General features: G+C 73.4%; 19 protein-coding genes. 10 read left to right on the top strand and 9 right to left on the bottom strand.

Annotated features, from left to right (window positions below; all coding sequences use genetic code 11):
• Positions 1-61: 61 nt before the first annotated feature.
• From AB0C21_RS16015 to AB0C21_RS16005, 3 genes are all read right to left on the bottom strand, one after another.
• On the bottom strand, positions 62-2,224 hold the full coding sequence (locus AB0C21_RS16015) for a beta-glucosidase family protein (RefSeq protein WP_500204891.1): 2,163 nt from the start codon (positions 2,222-2,224) through the stop codon (positions 62-64).
• Positions 2,221-2,769, bottom strand: a complete 549-nt coding sequence (locus AB0C21_RS16010) for a carboxymuconolactone decarboxylase family protein (RefSeq protein WP_500204890.1) — start codon at positions 2,767-2,769, stop codon at positions 2,221-2,223. The genes AB0C21_RS16015 and AB0C21_RS16010 overlap by 4 nt, the downstream gene beginning before the upstream one ends.
• Positions 2,770-2,883: 114 nt before the next feature.
• A complete protein-coding gene (locus AB0C21_RS16005; protein ID WP_500204889.1) occupies positions 2,884-3,936 on the bottom strand; it encodes a polyprenyl synthetase family protein in 1,053 nt (350 codons plus the stop codon).
• 190 nt (positions 3,937-4,126) lie between these two features.
• On the opposite strand from AB0C21_RS16005, the gene metF reads away from it, so the two are divergent.
• Positions 4,127-5,062, top strand: a complete 936-nt coding sequence (metF, locus tag AB0C21_RS16000) for a methylenetetrahydrofolate reductase [NAD(P)H] (RefSeq protein WP_500204888.1) — start codon at positions 4,127-4,129, stop codon at positions 5,060-5,062.
• Here metF and AB0C21_RS15995 read toward each other — a convergent pair.
• The 5 genes from AB0C21_RS15995 to AB0C21_RS15975 all read right to left on the bottom strand — a co-directional run bounded on the left by AB0C21_RS15995 (position 4,999) and on the right by AB0C21_RS15975 (position 7,805).
• Positions 4,999-5,601 carry a GNAT family N-acetyltransferase gene (locus AB0C21_RS15995; protein WP_500204887.1) on the bottom strand — a complete coding sequence of 201 codons (603 nt, stop codon included), beginning with the start codon at positions 5,599-5,601 and terminating at the stop codon, positions 4,999-5,001. The genes metF and AB0C21_RS15995 overlap by 64 nt on opposite strands.
• Before the next feature lie 10 nt (positions 5,602-5,611).
• Positions 5,612-5,944 (bottom strand): hypothetical protein, encoded by a 333-nt coding sequence (locus AB0C21_RS15990; RefSeq protein WP_149257383.1) that lies wholly within the window; start codon positions 5,942-5,944, stop codon positions 5,612-5,614.
• Between the two features lie 45 nt (positions 5,945-5,989).
• On the bottom strand, positions 5,990-6,832 hold the full coding sequence (locus tag AB0C21_RS15985; protein ID WP_500204886.1) for a hypothetical protein: 843 nt from the start codon (positions 6,830-6,832) through the stop codon (positions 5,990-5,992).
• 56 nt (positions 6,833-6,888) lie between these two features.
• On the bottom strand, positions 6,889-7,239 hold the full coding sequence (locus tag AB0C21_RS15980; protein ID WP_500204885.1) for an arsenate reductase family protein: 351 nt from the start codon (positions 7,237-7,239) through the stop codon (positions 6,889-6,891).
• 101 nt (positions 7,240-7,340) lie between these two features.
• The gene (locus tag AB0C21_RS15975; protein WP_500204884.1) at positions 7,341-7,805 is read right to left on the bottom strand and encodes a YbaK/EbsC family protein; all 465 of its coding nucleotides are present in this window, start codon (positions 7,803-7,805) and stop codon (positions 7,341-7,343) included.
• 23 nt (positions 7,806-7,828) lie between these two features.
• Between AB0C21_RS15975 and AB0C21_RS15970 the strand changes: the two genes are divergently transcribed.
• The 4 genes from AB0C21_RS15970 to AB0C21_RS15955 all read left to right on the top strand — a co-directional run bounded on the left by AB0C21_RS15970 (position 7,829) and on the right by AB0C21_RS15955 (position 12,520).
• On the top strand, positions 7,829-8,617 hold the full coding sequence (locus AB0C21_RS15970; protein ID WP_500204883.1) for a L,D-transpeptidase family protein: 789 nt from the start codon (positions 7,829-7,831) through the stop codon (positions 8,615-8,617).
• A 249-nt stretch (positions 8,618-8,866) separates the two neighbouring features.
• The gene (locus AB0C21_RS15965; RefSeq protein WP_149257378.1) at positions 8,867-9,370 is read left to right on the top strand and encodes an SAV_6107 family HEPN domain-containing protein; all 504 of its coding nucleotides are present in this window, start codon (positions 8,867-8,869) and stop codon (positions 9,368-9,370) included.
• A gap of 292 nt (positions 9,371-9,662) precedes the next feature.
• A complete protein-coding gene (locus AB0C21_RS15960) occupies positions 9,663-10,901 on the top strand; it encodes a CoA transferase (protein ID WP_500204882.1) in 1,239 nt (412 codons plus the stop codon).
• 176 nt (positions 10,902-11,077) lie between these two features.
• A complete protein-coding gene (locus AB0C21_RS15955) occupies positions 11,078-12,520 on the top strand; it encodes an MFS transporter (RefSeq protein ID WP_500204881.1) in 1,443 nt (480 codons plus the stop codon).
• Positions 12,521-12,559: 39 nt separating this feature from the next.
• Here the strand turns inward: AB0C21_RS15955 and bldD are convergent, their stop codons facing one another.
• Positions 12,560-13,054 carry a transcriptional regulator BldD gene (bldD, locus tag AB0C21_RS15950; RefSeq protein ID WP_021597992.1) on the bottom strand — a complete coding sequence of 165 codons (495 nt, stop codon included), beginning with the start codon at positions 13,052-13,054 and terminating at the stop codon, positions 12,560-12,562.
• Between the two features lie 436 nt (positions 13,055-13,490).
• Between bldD and pyrR the strand changes: the two genes are divergently transcribed.
• Genes pyrR through carB form a run of 5 tightly spaced genes read left to right on the top strand, consistent with a single transcriptional unit; the run spans position 13,491 to position 20,752 of the window.
• Complete coding sequence (pyrR, locus tag AB0C21_RS15945) at positions 13,491-14,051, top strand: bifunctional pyr operon transcriptional regulator/uracil phosphoribosyltransferase PyrR (protein ID WP_149257374.1); 561 nt, start codon at positions 13,491-13,493, stop codon at positions 14,049-14,051.
• Entirely contained in the window at positions 14,048-14,989 is a 942-nt protein-coding gene (locus AB0C21_RS15940; protein ID WP_149257373.1) for an aspartate carbamoyltransferase catalytic subunit, read from the top strand. Before pyrR ends, AB0C21_RS15940 begins: the two co-directional genes overlap by 4 nt.
• Positions 14,986-16,272, top strand: a complete 1,287-nt coding sequence (locus AB0C21_RS15935) for a dihydroorotase (protein ID WP_500204880.1) — start codon at positions 14,986-14,988, stop codon at positions 16,270-16,272. Before AB0C21_RS15940 ends, AB0C21_RS15935 begins: the two co-directional genes overlap by 4 nt.
• The gene (carA, locus tag AB0C21_RS15930; RefSeq protein ID WP_500204879.1) at positions 16,269-17,384 is read left to right on the top strand and encodes a glutamine-hydrolyzing carbamoyl-phosphate synthase small subunit; all 1,116 of its coding nucleotides are present in this window, start codon (positions 16,269-16,271) and stop codon (positions 17,382-17,384) included. The genes AB0C21_RS15935 and carA overlap by 4 nt, the downstream gene beginning before the upstream one ends.
• On the top strand, positions 17,384-20,752 hold the full coding sequence (gene carB / locus AB0C21_RS15925; protein ID WP_500204878.1) for a carbamoyl-phosphate synthase large subunit: 3,369 nt from the start codon (positions 17,384-17,386) through the stop codon (positions 20,750-20,752). Before carA ends, carB begins: the two co-directional genes overlap by 1 nt.
• Positions 20,753-20,824 lie beyond the last annotated feature (72 nt).

Here is a 20,824-nt window from a genome sequence, read left to right as displayed (position 1 = left end):
AGATCTCCCCATTTGTACCCTGTAACCGGGGAGCGGGACAGCGGAACGGCGATCTTCGCCGTCAGCGGCACGTCCCGAGCGTCCCGGTCCGCGCGATGCGCCGGGACGAGTCGCCCACCATGATCTTGTAGCAGCCGGGGGCGACCTTCCACGCCTTCGCCGCCTGGTTCCAGTAGGCGAGCGAGCGCGGCGACAGCGGGAACGTCACCTTCGCGCTCTGCCCGGGCCCGAGGGCGACCTTGGCGTACCCCTTGAGCTGCTTGGGCGGCTGCGGGACCTCCACTCCCGGCGACGGCATGCCGATGTAGAGCTGCGGCACGGCCACGCCGGCGCGCCGGCCGGTGTTGGTGACCGTCACCCGCACGGCCTTGGAGGACACGGACAGCCCGCCGTAGGCGAACGTCGTGTAGGACAAGCCGTGCCCGAACGGGAACCGGGGCGCGATGCCCTTCGCGTCGTAGTGCCGGTAGCCGACCATGACGCCCTCGGAGAACGTGGCGCTCTTGCCGAGACCGGGGTACTGCGCCGGGTTCCCGGACGCGGGCGCGTCGTTCTCGCTGACGGGGAACGTCACGGGGAGCCGCCCGCCGGGGTCCACGTCCCCGTAGAGGACGCGCGCCAGGGCGTCCCCTGCCTCCTGGCCCGGGTACCAGGCTTCGACGATGCCCTTCACCTGCCCGGCCCAGGGAGTCAGCACGGGCCCGCCCGTGTTCAGCACGACGATCGTGTTGGGATTGGCCTTGGCGACCTCGGAGATCAGTCCGTCCTGGTCGCCTCTGAGCGGGTCGCCGCACTGCAGCGTCAGGCACGACTTGTCGAAGAACTCGCCCTGGCTGTCGGTCGCGAACACGATGGCGAGGTCCGCGCCGCGGGCCGCCTCGGCGGCGCCCCCGCGGTCGTCGCCGTCATGGTAGGTGACCTTGGTTCCGGTCCCGGCGCGGCGGGCGATGCCGTCCTGCGCGCTCACGGCCCCGAACGGGACGACCTTCGCCGAGCCGAAGCCGCTCGGGCTCTGCCGGGCGGCCCGGCCGATCAGCGCGATCGACCTCGGGGCCGAGAGCGGCAGGACGCCGTCGTTCTTCAGCAGCGTGATCCCGCCCTCCTCGATGGCCCGCGCCGCGTTCCGGCTGCCCGTCCGGTCGATGCGGGTGAGGTCGTTGGGGTACGCCTGCCGGTCGAACACGCCGAACCGGAACATCGTCCGCAGGATGTTGCGCACGTGCGCGTCGATCGTCGCCTGCGCGACCTTCTTCTGTGCGACGGCCGACTTCAGCAGGAGCGCGTTGTACCTCCTGCCCATCGGCAGTTCCATGTCGAGGCCGCCGTTCGCGGCGCCGGCGGCGTCCTGCGCGGCGGTGTGGTCGGACGGCACGAACCCCGTGAACCCCCACTCCGACCGCAGGATCCCGTTGAGGACGGCGCCGTCCTGGCAGGCCCACCGGCCGTTCAGCCGGCCGAACCCGCACATCACCGTCGCGGCGCCCGCGTCCTTCACCGCGGCCTCGAACGGCGGCAGGTAGATCTCGCGGAGCGTGCGCGGGTCGACGTTCATGCCGAGCGACAGCCGGTCGGTCTCCTGCGTGTAGACGGCCATGTGCTTGACCGAGGTCATCACGCCCTGCGCCTGCGCGCCCTGGATCCACGGCACGCCGAGGGTCGCCGACAGGTAGGGGTCCTCGCCGAAGCCCTCGAACGTCCGGCCGTTGCGGGGCGTGCGCAGGACGTCCACGGTCGGGCCGAAGACCAGGTCGTTGCCCCGGTGCCGCGCCTCCCACGCGACCGTCCCGCCGTACAGCCGGGCGGCCTTCGGGTCGAAGGCCGCGGCGAGCGCGATCGGCGCGGGCAGCGCCGTCGCCTTGCCCTGCCGGACGCCCGCCGGCCCGTCGGCCATGAGGACCGGCGGGACGCCGAGCCGGGGGATCCCGCCGGCGGTGTCGGCGTGGGCGTCCTCGGAGAACCCGCCGAGCGGTCCGCCGAACGGGTCGTCCGCCGCCAGCAGCGCGATCTTCTCGTCGGCGGTCAGCCGCGGCAGCAGCAGCGCCGCCCGCCGGTCGGGCGCCAGCGCGGCGTCGCACCACGGCCGCGAGGCCGGGTCGCCGCAGCGCCCGGCCGCCGCCCGCGCCTCGCCGGGCGCGGAGGCCGCGGTCAGCACCGCCGTCAGCGCCAGCGCGGAGGCGACCGCGAGCGCCCCCGCCGGCCCGCGCCCGGGCCTCGTCCCCCTCATCCGCCCGCCCCGTCCTCGTGCTGGACCCGCAGGGCGTTCAGCGCGAAGGCGACCATGTGGTAGTGGCCGATCAGCATCACCAGCTCGATCAGCTCGCGCTCCCCGAAGCGCGTCGACAGCTCCGTCCACGTCGCGTCGCCGACCGTGCCGTGCTCGTGCAGTTCGTCCGCGGCGGCCAGCACCATGCGGTCGCCGCCGCTCCAGCCGTGCTCGTCCGGATCCTTCCGGAGCGCGGCGATCTCGTCCTCGGTGAGCCCCGCGTCCAGCGCGACCCGCCGGTGGTGGTCCCACTCGTACTCGCAGGAGCGGTGGTGCGCCGTCCGCAGGATCGCGAGCTCGCGGTCGCGGGCGCCCAGCGTCCCGTTCATCAGCAGCATCGAGCCGAGCCCGATCCACGACCGGAACAGCTCCGGGTGCCGGGCGAGCGTGGTGATGACGTTCAGCGGGCCGATCGTGTCGGTGACGGCCTTGACCACGTCGTCCCACTCCTGCTCGGGGAGCGGGTCGACGCGCGGGACGCGTTCTCCTGGGGTGGCGGCGCACATGGCGACATTTCTGCCACCAATTGGTGGGAAAGTTCTAGTGCGCCGCGAAAACTTGGCCGGATCGTGTCACGGGGGACTTCGGCGCCCTACCGGGACCGCCGCGCCGGAAGCGGCTCAGGTGCTGCGCGTGGTGGCCGCCACCGCGAGGTCCGCCAGCGCCTCCCGGGCGTCCTCGGTGATGGGGGCCGCCTCCAGGGCCTGCTCCGCCTCACTGAGGTAGCGCTTGATCATGGCCTCGCACGCGGCCAGGCCCCCGGTCTCCTCGATGATCGCGCGCAGCTCGTCCACGCCGGGGCGGTCCAGCGCGGGGTCGCCGAGCCGGCGCTCCAGCGCCGCGGCCTGGGCCGCGCTCGCGCGCTCCAGGGTGAGCGCGACCAGGACGGTGCGCTTGCCCTCGCGCAGGTCGTCGCCGGCGGGCTTGCCGGTCTCGGCCGGGTCGCCGAACACCCCGAGCACGTCGTCGCGGAGCTGGAAGGCGATGCCGAGCGGCAGGCCGTAGCCGGTGAGCGAGACCGCCACGTCCGGGCGGGCGCCGGCCAGCGCCGCGCCGAGGTGCAGCGGGCGCTCGATCGTGTACTTGGCGCTCTTGTACTCCACCACGCGCAGCGCCGTGGCGACGTTCGCCTGGCGGCGCGCCCCCTCCAGCATGTCGAGGTACTGGCCGCACATGACCTCGGTGCGCATCAGGTCGTACACCGCGCGGCCGCGCAGCCGGCTAGCACCGTCCAGGCCGGAGGTCTCGAACATCTCGCTCGACCAGGCCAGGCACAGGTCGCCCAGCAGGATGGCGGCGCCGCCGCCGAACGACTCGGCGTCGCCGGGCCACCCCTGCGCGCGGTGCAGCGCCTCGAACCGCCGGTGGGCGGACGGCTGGCCGCGCCGGGTGTCGCTGGAGTCCATCACGTCGTCGTGGACCAGCGCGCTCGCCTGGAGCAGCTCCAGGGACGCGGCGGCGGCCACGATACCGGGCCCGTCCTCGCCGCCCGCCGCGCGCCACCCCCAGTAGCAGAAGGCGGGCCGCAGCCGCTTCCCGCCGCCGAGAAGGGCGTCCAGGGCGGACAGCAGCGGCTCGAGGTCGTCGCTGATGGCGCGCAGAGCGGGGCGCCGGCGGTCGACGAAGGCCAGCAGCGCCTCGTCGACCTCCTTGCGGATCTGGCTGGTCGACATGCCGAGATCGTATCCAGCTGGGTGCTTTCCACCCTCCATCAAGAACGTGAGATGTCACTAGATCTTCGGGAATACGGACATAACGCCCGTCCGGTGTGGCGAGCATCACGCGGATCGGCTGTCGGGGCGCCGCCGGCCGCTCCCTCCGCACGCACACTGCTTCCGCAGGGCGCTTCTGTAGGCTTGGGGGATGCGACGCGTACGCCCTGACCGGCCCCCCACCGTCCGAGAACTGCTCGCCTCGGGCGAGCGCTCGTTCTCGTTCGAGTTCTTCCCGCCCAAGACCGACAAGGGCGCGCGGAACCTGTGGCGTGCGATCCGCGAGCTCGAGTCGCTGCACCCGACGTTCGTGTCGGTGACCTACGGCGCGGGCGGCGGCACCCGCGACACGACCGTCGACATCGTCGAGCGCATCGCCACCGACACCACCCTCACCCCGGTCGCGCACTTCACCGCCGTGAACCACTCCCAGGCCGAGCTGCGCAACCTCGTCGGCCGGTTCGCCGCCGCCGGCGTCCGCAACGTCCTCGCGCTGCGCGGCGACCCGCCCGGCGACCCGATGGGGGAGTGGGTCAAGCACCCCGACGGCGTCGAGTACGCCGCGGAGCTGGTCCAGATGATCCGCTCCTACGGCGACTTCTGCGTCGGGGTGGCCGCGTTCCCCTACAAGCACCCGCGCTCGCCCGACATCGAGAGCGACACCCGCTACTTCGTGGACAAGTGCCGGGCCGGCGCCGACTACGCGATCACCCAGATGTTCTTCCGCGCCGAGGACTACTTCCGGCTGCGCGACCGCGTCGACGCCGCCGGCTGCGACGTGCCGATCCTGCCCGGCATCATGCCGGTCACCCAGCTCAGCACGATCGAGCGGTCCGAGCAGCTGTCGGGCGCGCCGTTCCCGCCCGAGGTGCGGGCCCGGTTCGAGGCCGTCGCGGACGACCCGGAGGCCGTCCGCCGGCTCGGCATCGAGCACGCCGCCGAACTGTGCGGGGAGCTCCTCGACCAGGACGCGCCGGGGATCCACTTCATCACGTTCAACAAGTCCACGGCGACGCGCGAGGTCTACTCGCTGCTGGACGGCGCCGGGTACGGCGCCAGCGGCAGGGTCCCGCCCATGACCGCGTAGCGGGGCCCGCCGCCCGGGAACTCGAAGTCGGTCAGCAGGTCGACCATGCCGACCGAGCGGTAGAGGTGGCGGGCCGGCGTCTCCGGCCGCCTGTCGAGCGTCGACAGCACGACCGTGCGCTCCGTCCGCCCGCCGCACAGCGCGTTGAGCAGCGCCCGGCCGAGGCCCTTGCCCTGCGCCTGCGGGTGGACGTGCAGCTCGGCGACCTCGAAGGCGTCCTCCAGCCACGCGTCGGCGTGCTCGGGCCCCTCCCGGTCGGCCAGCGCCTGGTAGACGACGTCGTGCCACCACTGGCCGCGCGCCCCGTGGAACCCGTAGGCGAACCCCTGGACGGGCGCCGGCATGACGGGCAGCGCGCCCCGCCGCTCGACCACGAACGCGCGGAACCCCGGATACGAGGCGTGCCGTTCCATGATGGTGTGCCGGCCCGGGAGCTGCTCGTTCGGCGGCTCCATCGCGGCCGCGTACACGTCCAGCATGGGGCTCAGCCTGCGTAGGAAGGCGCGTTCGTCGATCTCGCGCAGCTTCGGGTCCCTCACCCGACAGAGACTAGACCCGCGTGACGGTCCGCTGGGTGGCGGAGAGCCGATCGTAGAGGTCCCAGAGGATCCGGTCGGCGGCCTTGCGCAGCGTCCCGCGGTTCGCGTCGAGCTGCCCGCCCCACTCCCGCGCCTCCGGGCCGAGCCACGCGTCCGTCCCGCCGAGCGTCCGCGCGGGCGCGTCCAGCGCCTGCCGGAGCCGGTCGATGCTGCCGTAGGCGTCCGCGTACGCCTGGTAGAGCTGCTGGTACTCCGGATTGGGCTGCTCGGCGGGCGACAACCGGGCCGCCGCGGCGCCGCTGATCGGCGGGGGCAGGCTGCCGGGGGGCGGTGGAGCGGCCATGGCGACCTCTCAGGCGGTGTCGGTCCTTCAGGCGGTGGTGGTCTTTCAGGCGGTGGCGGCGGACGGGTGCAGGTCGAGCCTGGCGACGGCCTCGCGCGTGCGGGCGCTCATGTCGGCGCCCAGAAGCACCTGGACGGCGACGGGACGGATCCCGGCGCGGTCGGCCTCGGCCAGGAAGGCGCGCAGCCACTTCACGTCCATCGGCAGGTGGTGGCTGGCCATGCCGAGGGACTGCTGGACGGCCGTCAGCCTCGCGCGGTCCCCCTGGGCGGCCTTCAGCAGCTCGGCGGCGGCCGCCGGGCCGAGCCGCTCGTACAGCTTCTCGGTGTAGTCGGGGTCGCCGGCGCCGGCCTTCAGGTGCTTCCACACCGGGTCCGGGACGGGCCGGCCCTCCTGGACGGCCGTCGTCACGGCCACCGCGTCGGCCCTGGCCGCGCGGGCGGCGGCGGGCCGGTCGGGGAAGTCGCCGATGTCACCGGCGCCGTGCGGGGTCGGCTGCGGCACCGCCTTGGCGGGCGGGGTCCGGTGCGGCGGCGCCGTCACGGGACGCGGCGTCCCGACCGGGCCGCCTCCCGTCTTCCGCGGCGAGGGGGCCGGGGCGGGCGCCGGCGGTACGTCGACGCCCCCGCCGGGGGAGGGATGGGTGACCGCGAAGTTGTACCGCCGCGTCAGCATCCCGAGCTGCTCGGCGGCCCACCGCGCCACCTCGTCGGCCTGCCGGTACCCGGCCGCGGACACCCCGGGCGGCGGGCGGTGGCCGTTCAGCCAGCCCTGGATCGCGTTCTGCGCGTCCTGGAGCTGCCTGATCACCTGGTTGAGCGCGGGCGGGTCGATCCCCCGGAACTCCGGGTCGCGCGCCGCCGGACCCGTCCGCATCTGCGCCGCCATCACCCCTCCGGAGGCCGTCCTTCGCCGTATCCCGACTCCCCAGAATCACACCGGTGTCACTGGCTGTCGAGGGCCTTGCGCACCGATTCGGCATCGCGCGCCACGACGGCGCTCTCGCCCGTCAGGACGATCGGACGCTGGATCAGCACCGGGTTCGCCACCATGACCTCGATCCAGCGGGCCCGGTCGCGCTCCATGTCCTTGAGCCCGAGCTCCTTGGCGACCGGCTCGTTCAGCCGCGCCACGTCCCAGGGCTCGGCGCCGATCCGGGTGAGGACCTCGTCCAGCTCCTCCGCCGTGGGCGGCCGGTCGAGGTAGCGGCGCTCGGTGTACTCCACGCCCGCCTCGTCCAGCGCGGCCTTGGCGGCGCGGCTCTTCGAGCAGCGCGGGTTGTGCCACAGTTCCATCACTCCGCCTCTCCGTATCTTCACCTGCGCGTCACATCGCCTGCGTCACGCAGGCCGTGTCACATCAGTCGTGTCACTTCAGTCGGGTCACTCCAGTCGGGTCACTCCACCTCCGCGGGAGTCCCGCCGGTGATCCGCAGCAGTTCGCCGTACGAGGTGGGGAAGACGGTGTGCGGGTGCCCGCCCGCCGCCCACACCTCGTCGTACCGGTCCAGCCAGACGTCCACCAGCGTGCGGATCGGCGCCGGGTGGCCGACCGGCGCGACGCCCCCGATGGGCTGGCCCGTCGACTCCCGGACGAACTCCGGCGTCGCCCGCCGCACCTTCGCCGCGCCGACGAGCGCCGCGACCTTCACCGTGTCGACGCGGTGCGCGCCGCTGGTCAGCACCAGCAGCGGCGACCCGTCGGCGTCGAACACCAGGCTGTTGGCGATCGCGCCGACCTCGCAGCCCAGCTGCTCCGCGGCGGCCGGCGCCGTCGGCGCGGACTCGGGAAGCTCGACGACGGCCCCCGCCGCGCCCAGGTCGAGCAGAGCCTTCGCGACGATTTCGGCATTCGGATGCATGGGTAGAACTTTAAGGTCAGCGCATGCGAGGGAGACCGATCGACGTGCGGAAAAGCGCGGTTCTGCTGATAGCGGCCGTCGTCCTGACGGGCTGCAACGACATCGACGCGGCGGCCCCCGCCCCGTCGAAGGGGTCGCAGGAGGGGACGCCGTCCAAAGCGCCGGGGACGCCCCGCCCCAGCCCCACGCACCGGAAGCTGAAACCGGGTGCCAAGGGGGCGGACGTGAAGGCGCTCCAGCGCCGCCTCAAGGAACTGCACTACGACCCGGGCAAGGCGGACGGGAAGTACGGGCCGTCCACGGAGACGGCCGTGTGGGCGTTCCAGGCGGTGAACCGGCTCAAGCAGAAGAGCACGCTCACCGCGTCGTTCTGGAAGGCCCTAAACGCTCCCAAGGAGCCCCGTCCGGTGGCCAAGAAGCGCGAGAAGAACCGCGTCGACGTGGATCTGAAGCGCCAGTACCTCGTCCTCTACAAGAACGGCGCGCCGCGGCTCATCACGCACGTCTCGTCGGGCTCGGGGGAGTACTACTGCGCCAAGGACCGGGGCGCGACCGTGGCGCGCTGCCGCTACGCCACGACCAGCACGGGCGACTTCCGGACGGGACGCCGCGCCTCCGGGTGGGAGACCTCGCCCCTGGGGCAGCTCTACAACCCCATCTACTTCAACGGCGGCATCGCCTTCCACGGTGCGCTGGACGTGCCCAAGTACCCGGCGTCGCACGGCTGCGTCCGCATGCCGATGCACATCGCCGAGTACTTCCCCGACCTGGTCGGTACGGGCATTCCCGTGCACGTCAGGAGGCCTGGCTAGCCGCCTGCGGGGCCTGCCGGCGGGCCCGCCGAGCCGGGGGACGCGACGTGCATTCGAACACGTTGACGAATCGCCGTCAGGACGGTTTACTGTGAAGCGCGTCGAACTTATGTTCGATGTGGTGCGGGACTCGCGGCCCGCACCAGGGCGACGTCCCCGCCGATCGCGGTGTTTCGGCGGGACGGACGGCCGGGCGGAGTGAGGGGAAGCTCTCCGCCCGGCCGGCCCGAGCCCCGGAAGGAGGCAGACATGTCCGGAACGATGACCGCACGCGGGATCCACTCCGCAGCCCAGTCCGTCCCGTCCCCGAGTCCTCGCCCACGCCACCGCCCGATGCCCGCGCCGCGCCCGGCGCACACGGCCGTCGGGCAGTTGCACGCCGCCCGCATGGGCCTCGCCGAGGCGGCCGAGGCCACCTCGCCCGCCGTCCGCTACGTGTGCGCCCACCTGGCGGCGCTGCGCGCGGCCGCCGCCGTCCTGGCGTCCAAGGAGCCCCTGGAGACCCACCGCCGCGGCCGTCCGCGCAGCGTCTGGGTCCTGCTGCCCGAGGCCGAGCCCGCGCTGCGCGAGTGGGCCGCCTTCTTCGCCGCCGGCGCCGACAAGCGCGCCGCCGCCGAGGCGGGCCTGCCGCGCGCCGTCACCCCGCGCGAGGCCGAGGAGCTCCTGCACGACGCGGAGGTCTTCGTCACCCTCGTCGAGGACACCCTCGGCGTCGACGGGCAGCCCACCCTGCCCGTCCCCGAAGCCGGCTGAGCCACCTCGGAGGCCGTCCCACTCCCTCCCCTCGGGACGGCCCCCTGCCGGAGGCCCGGGACGCCGCCGCGCCATGGGGAGCGGCGTCCCCGGCCTCCGGCGGCCCCTCCGGCCTCCGGACCGATCGCGCCGGCGGGACCGCCACCCCCCGAGCCGGCCCCGCCGGCGCGATCCCACCCCGTCCCGCCCCGGTGCGGTCTCCCCGCGCTCCTGAGGTGGTCTCGTTCGCCCTGCGGGGGTGGGCTCACCCCGGTACCCGGCGCGGGGGCGGGCGGTTGGTAGACATGGCCGGATGACCGACCTGCCACCGCCGTCCGAGCCGCCCGCGCCGGCGGATCCGCCAACGCCGACCGGCCTTCCGCTGGACGGGATGCGCGTCATCGAGCTGTCCAGCTTCGTCGCCACGCCGCTGGGCGGGATGACCCTGGCGCAGCTCGGCGCGGACGTCATCCGCGTCGACCAGATCGGCGGCGGGCCCGACATCGACCGGTGGCCGCTCGCGCCGTCCGGGCGGAGCCTCTACTGGGCCGGGCTGAACAAGGGCAAGCGCTCGGTCGCCGTCGACCTGCGCTCGCCCGAGGGACGCGACCTCGTCGCCGGGCTCGTCGCCGACGGCGGCATCCTCCTCACCAACGCGCCGCCGCGGCCGGGGCTGGGCTACGAGGAGCTGAAGGCCGCCCGGCCCGACCTGATCCACGTCCGGCTCCAGGGGACGCGGGAGGGCGGCAACGCCGTCGACTACACGGTGAACGCCGCCACGGGGTTCCCGTCGATCACGGGGCCCGCCGACCGGGAGGCCCCCGTCAACCACGCGCTGCCCGCCTGGGACGTGGCGTGCGGCCTCTACATGGCCGTCGGGCTGCTCGCGGCGGAGCGGCACCGGCTGCGCACCGGCGAGGGCCGGCGGATCCAGGTCGCGCTGCAGGACGTCGCCCTGGCCACCGCGGGCAACCTCGGGTACCTCGCGGAGGCCCAGCTCGGCGCCGCCAGGCCGCGCCTGGGCAACCACCTCTTCGGCGACTTCGGGCGCGACTTCGCCACGGCGGACGGACGGGTCATGGTCGCGGTCCTCATCGCCCGGCACTGGCGAGACCTCGTGGAGGCGACCTGCCTCGGCGAGGTGGTCGAGGCCCTCGAACGCGCCCTCGGCGCCGACTTCCGCCGCGCCGGCGACCGCTACGGCCACCGCGAGGCGCTCGGCGGCGTCCTCGCGTCGTGGTTCGCGTCCCGCACCTGCGAGCAGGTCGCGGCCGGGCTGAAGGGCACGTCCGTCCTGTGGTCCCGCTACCGCGACTTCGCGGAGGTGGCCGCCGGGCTGCGGGACGAGCCGCTCATGGCGCCGCTCGACCAGCCCGGCGTGGGGCCGCACCTGGCGCCGGGCTCACCGGTGCGGCTCGGCGAGGCCTCCCTGCCGCCGGTCCCGGCCCCGACCCTCGGCGAGCACACGGAGGAGGTGCTCCAGGACGTCCTGGCCCTGCCCCCCGAGCGCGTCGAGGCGCTGCGAGCCAACGGGACGATCATGGATTTGTGATCACCGCGGGCGTGGAAGCCCTTCCCGTGGGCATTCCGAAAGACCACGAGACCGCCCTCCCCGTGGCCTGGAGCGCGCCCGCGGACTGACCGCACCCCGTCCGCCCGCCCCGCCCCGCGCTGAAGGCGTTTCGCCCCGGTATGAGATTGTTAGGGAGGCGAACCAAGGAGGGCACGGTGGCGGGGCGGGAGGTGCGCGGGCTGGTCCCGCTGCTCGCCTTCCTCGGCGTGATGGCGTACTCGCTGTCGATGGCCGTGGTGACGCCCGCCCTGCCGCAGATCCAGCACGGCCTGCACACGACTCCGGCGGGGGCGGCGTGGGCGCTCACCGCGATGACGCTGTCCGCGGCCGTCGCCACCCCGGTGGTCGGGCGGCTCGGCGACCTGTACGGGCCGCGCCGGGTGCTCCTCGCCGTGCTCGCCGTCGCGACCGCGGGGACGGTCGTCGCGGCCCTGGCCGGCACGGTCCCGGTGATGCTGGCCGGGCGGGTCCTCGGCGGCATCGGCGGCGGCGTCTTCCCGCTGGCGTACACGATCATCCGGGACGTCGTCCCGGCCGCCCGGCGCGCCCCGGCCGTCGGGCTCATGTCGTCCATGCTGGGGCTCGGCGGCGCCGTGTCGTGGTGCCTGGCCGGGCCGATCATCGACTTCCTCGGCTGGCGGTGGCTGCTGTGGGTGCCGGTCACGGGCCTGGTGCCCGGCATCGTCCTCGCCTGGTGGATCGTCCCGGCCGCGGACCGCCGCGGGGCCTCCCGCGCCTCGGCCGCGCGGGTCGACTGGTGGGGCGCGGCCCTCTTCGCCGCCTGGCTGGTGGCCGCGCTCACCGCCCTCACCCAGGGCATGGACTGGGGCTGGACGTCCCCCGGCGTGCTCGGCCTGCTCGCTCTCGCGCTCGCCGCGGCTGGCGCGTGGCTGTGGGTGGAGGGCCGCGTGCCCGAGCCCCTGATCGACCTGCGCCTCATGCGGGTGCGCGGCGTGTGGACGGCGAACGCCGCCTCGCTCCTGTCCGGCTACGCGCTCATGGCGGGCGGGCTCCTGTTCCCCTTGCTCGTCCAGCTCCCGGAGGACACGGGGTACGGCTTCGGCGGGACGGCCACGCAGGCGGCGCTGCTCCAGCTTCCCGCCAGCATCGGCATGACCGTCGCCGGCATGACGGCGGGTCTCCTCGACCGGCGTGTCGGCTCGCGCGCGGTCCTGCTCGGCGGCGCGGCGCTGACCGGCCTCGGCTACGCGTTCGTGGCGGTCGAGCACGGCGCCATGTGGCACCTCTACGTGGGCGGCCTGGCGCGGGGCATCGGCCTCGGCTTCGCCTACGCCGCCGTGGCGACCCTGGTGGTCGCCGCCGTGCCGCCGGGGGAGACCGGCGTGGCCACCGGCATCAACACGCTGCTCCGCACGGTCGGCGCGTCCCTCGGGACGCAGATCAGCGCGGTCATCGTGGTGGCGGTCCCCGGCGAGGGCGGGTTCTCCGGCGGGTTCGCGGTGAGCGCCGCCGTCGCGGCGGCCGTCGTCCCGCTGGCCCTGCTCGTCCCGCGTCCGGGACGGCGCGGACGCGGAAGGGGCCCCGGACGAGGAACGGGGCCCGGCGCGGTGCCGGACCCCGTCACGGTCGTGCGGTGAAGCGGGTCGTGCGGTGAAGCGGCGGAACAGGCCGGTGGATCAGAACGACTCGACGGCGCGCCGCGCCTCCGGGTCGAGGACGCCCCAGCCGATCAGCTCCTCGGTGAGCTCGGTCGGGGACTTGTCATAGATGACCGCGAGTGAACGCAGGTCCTCCTGGCGGATGGACAGGACCTTTCCGTTGTAGTCGCCCCGCTGGCTCTGGATCGTCGCGGCGTAGCGGGCGAGAGGACCGGCCTTGTCTTTCGGAAGCTGCTGCAACCGCTCTAGATCGATCACGAGCTTGGGTGTAGGCCCGAGCGGGCTCGGCGCGGCTCCGCCGGGCAGCAACTCGGAAACCGGCACGCCGTAGAAATCGGCGAGCTCGGCCAGCTTCTGAACGGTGACGGCGCGGTCGCCCCGCTCGTACGAACCCACGACGACGGCCTTCCAGCGGCCGCGGGACTTCTCCTCCACGCCGTGCAGGGACAGGCCCTGCTGGGTGCGGATGGCGCGCAGGCGCGCGCCGAGAGCCTTAGCGTATTCAGACGGCATTATGCGGCCCCCAGGCTCACTTTCGTCGTCGTCGGACCCCGGCTTGTCACCGGGGGGAGACAGATTCGCGAAGCCCGGGGGCTCCAAGAGTCTGTCTCCAGGGATGGTTACGGACAGTGACGGTAAAACGGGTACGGCCCCAGGTCAAGCTGATTGGAAAAAAGCGGTCGAATCCGCAGGACTCGATCCGGCCGGTCCGGATCCCCTTTTCCCCGTGCGGGCGGGGGCGCGGGGGCCCTGCCGCGCGTCCGCGCCACCGTCCGGCATGCCCCCGAATGTGACCCCTCTCACCTGCGAAGACGCGGGCCGGTCCGGGGTGCGGGGCAAGCGTGACCGGCTGCTAACGTGTGGGGGACACGACGTCCTTTAAGGCCCGTCCCGTGAGGCGGGGAAGGAGGTTTCGGCGGTGAATGCTGCCTCCAGGCAGGAGCAGCGCGTGGCGGACGGTGACCCCCGGCCCAAGGCCGTTCTCGAGGGTCCCGACATCAGACGCGCGCTGACCCGCATCGCACACGAGATCCTCGAGCGGACCAAGGGCGGCCACGACGTCCTGCTGCTCGGCATCCAGACCCGCGGCGTGACGCTGGCCGAGCGGCTCGCCGGGGCGCTGCGCGAGGTCGAGGGCCGCCCGGTGCCCTGGGGCTCGCTCGACGTGACCATGTACCGGGACGACCTGCGCATGCGTCCCGCGCGCGCCCTCGGCCGCACGGAGCTGCCCCCCGAGGGGATCGACGACAGGGTCGTCGTGCTCGTCGACGACGTGCTGTTCTCCGGGCGGACGGTGCGCGCCGCGCTGGACTCGCTGAACGACCTCGGCCGGCCCCGCGCCGTCCAGCTGGCGGTGCTGGTCGACCGCGGGCACCGGCAGCTGCCGATCCGCGCCGACTACGTGGGCAAGAACCTGCCCACCTCGATGCGCGAGACCGTGAAGGTCCTGCTGGACGAGAACGACGGGCGCGACGCGGTGCTGCTCGGCCCGACGGGGGGTGCCGAATGAACCGCCATCTGATCTCCGCCGCCGACCTCAGCCGCGACGACGCGCTGCTCGTCCTCGACACGGCCGAGGAGCTCGCGCAGATCGCGGGCCGCTCCATCAAGAAGCTGCCGACGCTGCGCGGCCGGACGGTCGTCAACCTGTTCTTCGAGGACTCGACCCGCACCCGCATCTCGTTCGAGGCCGCGGCCAAGCGGCTGTCCGCCGACGTGATCAACTTCTCCGCCAAGGGCTCCAGCGTGTCCAAGGGCGAGAGCCTGAAGGACACGGCGCTCACGCTGGAGGCGATGGGCGCGGACGGCGTCGTCATCCGGCACAACGCCTCCGGCGCGCCGCACCGGCTGGCCGGATGGGTGCAGGGCAGCGTGGTCAACGCCGGGGACGGCACCCACGAGCACCCCACGCAGGCGCTCCTGGACGCGTTCACGATGCGCAAGCGCCTAGGCGACCTGGAGGGCCGCAAGGTCACCATCGTCGGCGACGTGCTCCACAGCCGCGTGGCACGATCCAACGTCCTGCTGCTCGACACGCTCGGCGCCGACGTGACCGTGGTCGCGCCGCCGACGCTGCTGCCGGTCGCGATCGACACCTGGCCGTGCGCGGTCTCCTACGACCTCGACGCCGTCATCCCCAAGAGCGACGTCATCATGATGCTGCGCGTCCAGCAGGAGCGCATGAACGCCGCCTACTTCCCGACCGTGCGCGAGTACAGCCGCCGCTACGGGCTGGACGCCGAGCGCATGGCCGAGCTGCCCGAGCACGCGATCGTCATGCACCCCGGGCCGATGAACCGCGGCGTCGAGATCGCCGCCGAGGTCGCCGACTCGGTCCGCTCCACGATCGTCGAGCAGGTCGCCAACGGCGTCAGCGCGCGCATGGCCGTCCTCTACCTGCTGCTCGGAGGCTCCGAGCCCGCCATCGGCCAGGAGGTCCCCCAGTGAGCACCTACATCATCAAGGGCGCCCGGATCCTCGGCGGAGAGGCCGCCGACATCCTCGTCCGCGACGGCGCCATCGCCGCGGTCGGGGCCGGGCTTGACGAGGCCGGCGCCGAGGTCGTCGAGGCCGGGGGGCTGGTCGCGCTGCCCGGTCTCGTGGACCTGCACACCCACCTGCGCGAGCCGGGCCGGGAGGACGCCGAGACCGTCGAGTCCGGGACGCGGGCCGCCGCGATGGGCGGGTACACCGCCGTCCACGCGATGGCCAACACCGACCCCGTCGCCGACACGGCCGGCGTGGTCGAGCAGGTGTGGCGCCTCGGGCGCGAGGCCGGGTACTGCGACGTCCAGCCGGTCGGGGCCGTCACCCGCGGCATCGCCGGCGAGCAGCTCGCCGAGCTGGGCGCGATGGCCGACTCCGCCGCCGGGGTGCGGGTCTTCTCCGACGACGGGCACTGCGTGTCGGACGCGGTCATCATGCGCCGGGCCCTGGAGTACGTGAAGGCGTTCGACGGCGTCGTCGCCCAGCACGCCCAGGAGCCGCGCCTCACCGAGGGCGCCCAGATGAACGAGGGCGAGATGTCCGCGGCGCTCGGCCTGCGCGGCTGGCCCGCCGTCGCCGAGGAGGCGATCATCGCCCGGGACGTGCTGCTCGCCCAGCACGTCGGGTCGCGGCTGCACGTGTGCCACGTCTCCACGGCCGGCTCGGTGGAGATCATCCGCTGGGCCAAGAGCAAGGGCTGCCCGGTGACCGCCGAGGTCACCCCGCACCACCTGCTGCTGAACGACGCCAAGGCCGGGTCCTACGACCCGATCTTCAAGGTCAACCCGCCGCTGCGCACCGCCGACGACGTCACCGCGCTGCGGCACGCCCTCGCCGACGGGACGATCGACTGCGTCGCCACCGACCACGCCCCCCACCCGGTCGAGGCCAAGGAGACCGAGTGGGCCGTGGCCGCCATGGGCATGATCGGCCTGGAGACGGCGCTGCCGGTCGTCCAGGAGGCGATGGTCGAGACCGGCCTGCTCGACTGGGCCGGGGTCGCCGACCGCATGTCCGTCCGCCCCGCCCGCATCGGCCGCCTTTCCGGACAGGGTCGTCCGCTGGAGGCAGGTTCGCCCGCCAACATCACGCTGTACGACCCGTCGCCGCGCCGCGCCGTGGACCCGTCCGCGATGACCTCCAAGAGCCGCAACACCCCGTTCGCGGGGCTGGAGCTGCCCGGCCGGGTCGTCGCGACGTTCCTGCGCGGCAAGCCGACCGTCCTGGAAGGAAAGCTCCAATGAACCCTGCACTGCTGGTCCTCGAAGACGGCAGGGTGTTCCGCGGGGCCGCGTACGGGGCCGAAGGCGAGACCTTCGGCGAGATGGTCTTCAACACCGGCATGACCGGCTACCAGGAGACCCTGACCGACCCCTCGTACGCGCGCCAGATCGTGGCGATGACCTCCCCCCACATCGGCAACACCGGCGTCAACGCCGAGGACCCCGAGTCCCGCCGCATCCAGGTGGCCGGCTACGTGGTGCGCGAGCCCGCCCGCGTGGCGTCCAACTGGCGCGCCACCGGCTCGCTCGGCTCCGCGCTGCGCGAGCAGGGGGTGGTGGGCATCGCCATCCCCGGCACGCGGGCGCTGACGCGGCACCTGCGCGACAGGGGCGCGATGCGCGCCGGCATCTTCAGCGGCGCGGCCGCCGCCGCCGGCGAGGACGCCCTCGTCGAGCGCGTCCGGCAGAGCCCCTCGATGGAGGGCGCCGACCTGGCCCGGGACGTCTCCACCACGGAGCCCTACGTCGTCCCGGCGCGGGGGGAGAAGCGCTACACGGTCGCGGCCGTCGACCTCGGCATCAAGTCGATGACGCCGTACCGGATGTCCGAGCGGGGCTGCGAGGTGCACGTCCTGCCGGCGACCAGCACGGCCGCGGACATCCTCGCCCTCGCCCCCGACGGCGTGTTCTTCTCCAACGGCCCGGGCGACCCGGCCGCCGCGGGCTACGCCGTGGACGCGCTGAAGGGCGTCCTCGACACCGGGACGCCGTTCTTCGGGATCTGCTTCGGCAACCAGATCTTCGGCCGCGCGCTCGGCCTCGGCACGTACAAGCTGAGGTTCGGCCACCGGGGCATCAACCAGCCCGTCCAGGACCGGACGACCGGCAAGGTCGACGTGTCGGCGCACAACCACGGGTTCGCGGTGGACGCCCCCGTCGGCGGGCCGTTCGACACCCCCTACGGGCCCGGCGAGGTCAGCCACGTCAACCTCAACGACGGGTGCGTCGAGGGGCTGAGGCTGCTGGAGCGCCCGGCGTTCAGCGTGCAGTACCACCCGGAGGCCGCGGCCGGTCCGCACGACGCGTCCGGGCTCTTCGACCGTTTCTGCGACCTGATGGAGGCGTCGAAGTAATGCCGCGCCGCGAAGACCTGAACTCCGTCCTGGTCATCGGCTCCGGGCCGATCGTCATCGGGCAGGCGTGCGAGTTCGACTACTCCGGCACCCAGGCGTGCCGGGTGCTGAAGGCCGAGGGCCTGCGGGTGACGCTGGTGAACAGCAACCCGGCCACGATCATGACCGACCCCGAGTTCGCCGACGCGACCTACGTCGAGCCGATCACCCCCGAGGTCGTCGAGAAGATCATCGCCAAGGAGCGGCCGGACGCGCTGCTGCCCACCCTCGGCGGCCAGACGGCCCTGAACACCGCCATCGCGCTCTACGAGGGCGGCGTCCTCGCCAAGTACGGGGTCGAGCTGATCGGCGCCGACGTGGACGCGATCCAGGCCGGCGAGAACCGGGAGCGGTTCAAGGAGGTCGTCGCCAAGGTCGCCCGGGAGCAGGGCCTGAACGCCGAGTCGGCCCGGTCGGTCATCTGCCACTCGATGGCCGACTGCCTGGCCGCGGCGGGCGAGCTCGGCTACCCCGTCGTCGTGCGGCCGTCCTTCACGATGGGCGGGCGGGGCTCCGGCTTCGCCCACGACGAGGCCGACCTGCGCCGCATCGCGGGCGCCGGGCTCGACGCGTCCCCGACCGGCGAGGTGCTCCTGGAGGAGTCGATCCTCGGCTGGAAGGAGTACGAGCTGGAGGTCATGCGCGACCGCCACGACAACGTGGTGATCGTGTGCTCGATCGAGAACCTCGACCCGATGGGCGTGCACACCGGCGACTCGATCACGGTCGCGCCCGCGCTGACGCTGACCGACCGCGAGTACCAGAACATGCGCGACGTCGCGATCGCGGTGATCCGCGAGGTCGGCGTCGACACCGGCGGGTGCAACATCCAGTTCGCCGTGCATCCCGGCACCGGCCGCATGATCGTCATCGAGATGAACCCGCGGGTGTCGCGGTCCTCGGCCCTGGCGTCCAAGGCCACCGGCTTCCCCATCGCCAAGATCGCGGCGAAGCTGGCCATCGGCTACACGCTGGACGAGATCCCGAACGACATCACCCGGGAGACGCCCGCGTCGTTCGAGCCGACGCTCGACTACGTCGTGGTGAAGGTGCCCCGGTTCGCGTTCGAGAAGTTCCCCGGCGCCGACGGCACGCTCACCACGCACATGAAGTCCGTGGGCGAGGCCATGGCCATCGGGCGGTGCTTCACCGAGGCCCTGCAGAAGGCCCTGCGGTCGCTGGAGCAGAAGGGCACCTCGTTCAGCTGGGCGGGGGAGGCCGACGCCGCCGCGCTGGTCGAGTCGGCCGGCCGCCCCCACGACGGGCGGCTCCGGGACGTCCAGCGCGCGCTCTGGGCCGGCGCCTCCATCGAGGAGGTGTACGAGGCGACCGGCATCGACCCCTGGTTCCTCGACCAGATCGCCGCCATCAACGAGGTCGCGGAGGAGATCCGCACCGCCGACGACGCGCTCACCAAGGACAAGCTGCTGCGCGCCAAGCGGCACGGGTTCTCCGACGCGCAGATCGGCGAGCTGCGCAACCTCTCCGAAGAGGTCGTGCGCGAGCTGCGGCACGCGCTCGGCATCCGCCCGGTCTACCTGACCGTCGACACCTGCGCCGCCGAGTTCGCGGCGCAGACCCCCTACCTCTACTCCGCCTACGACGAGGAGACCGAGGTACCGCCGGGGGCGAAGCCGAAGGTCATCATCCTGGGCAGCGGGCCCAACCGCATCGGCCAGGGCGTCGAGTTCGACTACTCCTGCGTCCACGCGTCGTTCACGCTGGCCGAGGCCGGCTACGAGACCGTGATGGTCAACTGCAACCCCGAGACGGTCTCCACCGACTACGACACCTCCGACCGGCTCTACTTCGAGCCGCTCACGCTGGAGGACGTCCTTGAGGTCGTCTACGCCGAGCAGCAGTCCGGCGAGGTCGCGGGCGTCATCGTCCAGCTCGGCGGGCAGACGCCCCTCGGCCTCGCCCAGAAGCTGAAGGACGCCGGCGTGCCGATCGTGGGCACCTCGCCGGAGAGCATCCACCTCGCCGAGGAGCGGGGGGCGTTCGGGCGCGTCCTGCACAGGGCGGGCCTGCTCGCGCCCAAGCACGGCACGGCCACGTCCTACGAGGAGGCCCTGGAGATCGCCGCCGAGATCGGCTACCCCGTGCTCGTCCGCCCGTCCTACGTGCTGGGCGGGCGCGGCATGGAGATCGTGTACGACGACGCCACGCTGGAGTCGTACATGGCGCGGGCCACGGAGGCGAGCCCCGAACACCCCGTCCTGGTCGACCGCTTCCTGGACGAGGCCATCGAGATCGACGTGGACGCCCTGTTCGACGGCGAGGAGCTCTACCTCGGCGGTGTCATGGAGCACATCGAGGAGGCCGGCATCCACTCCGGCGACTCGGCGTGCGCCCTGCCGCCCATCACGCTGGGGCACGACGACATCCGCCGCATCCGCGAGTCGACGGAGGCGCTCGCGCGCGGCGTCGGCGTGCGGGGGCTGATGAACGTCCAGTACGCGCTGTCGGCGGGCGTCCTGTACGTGCTGGAGGCGAACCCGCGGGCCTCCCGCACGGTGCCGTTCGTCTCCAAGGCGACCGCCGTGCCGCTCGCCAAGGCGGCGGCCCGCGTGATGATGGGCGCCACCATCGCCGAGCTGCGCGCCGAGGGCATGCTGCCGGAGGCCGGCGACGGCGGGTCCCTGCCGCTGGACGCGCCGATCGCGGTGAAGGAGGCCGTCCTGCCGTTCGACCGGTTCCGCAACGAGCACGGGCAGGGCGTCGACATCGTCCTCGGCCCCGAGATGCGCTCCACCGGCGAGGTCATGGGCATCGACGAGGTTTTCGGCACCGCGTTCGCCAAGTCGCAGCAGGCCGCCTACGGGTCGCTGCCGACCAAGGGGCGCGCGTTCGTGTCCGTGGCGAACCGCGACAAACGACACATGGTGTTCCCGGTGAAGCGGCTGGCTGACCTGGGCTTTGAGATTCTTGCCACGGAAGGGACCGCGGAGGTCCTGCGCCGCAACGGCGTGCGTGCCAAGATCGTGCGCAAGCACAGCGAGGGTCCGGGCCCGTCCGGCGAGCCCACGATCGTGCGGCGCGTCCTGGACGGCGAGGTCGACCTCATCGTCAACACTCCCTTCGGCAGCCCCGGCCAGTCCGGGCCGCGGCTCGACGGCTACGAGATCCGTACCGCGGCCGTGCTGCGGGGCGTACCGTGCGTGACGACGGTCCAGGGGCTCGCCGCGGCCGTGCAGGGCATCGAGGCCGTCACCGGCGGTCAGGTCGGCGTCCGCTCCCTCCAGGAGCACGCCGAGCGGCTGAGCGGCGCGCACGGGCGCGCCGGCGCGCCGGACCCGGACGGGCAGGGCACGGTGACGCCCGGCTGAGAGTGACCGGGCGGGCCGGGCGCATGCCGTGCGCCCGGCCCGCCCGGAGTACGCGACGAGGAGAGGGAGACG

This window comes from Spirillospora sp. NPDC049024, from assembly GCF_040649235.1.
Taxonomy (GTDB): Bacteria; Actinomycetota; Actinomycetes; order Streptosporangiales; family Streptosporangiaceae; genus Spirillospora.
This window is presented reverse-complemented; position numbering and strand designations above follow the sequence as displayed.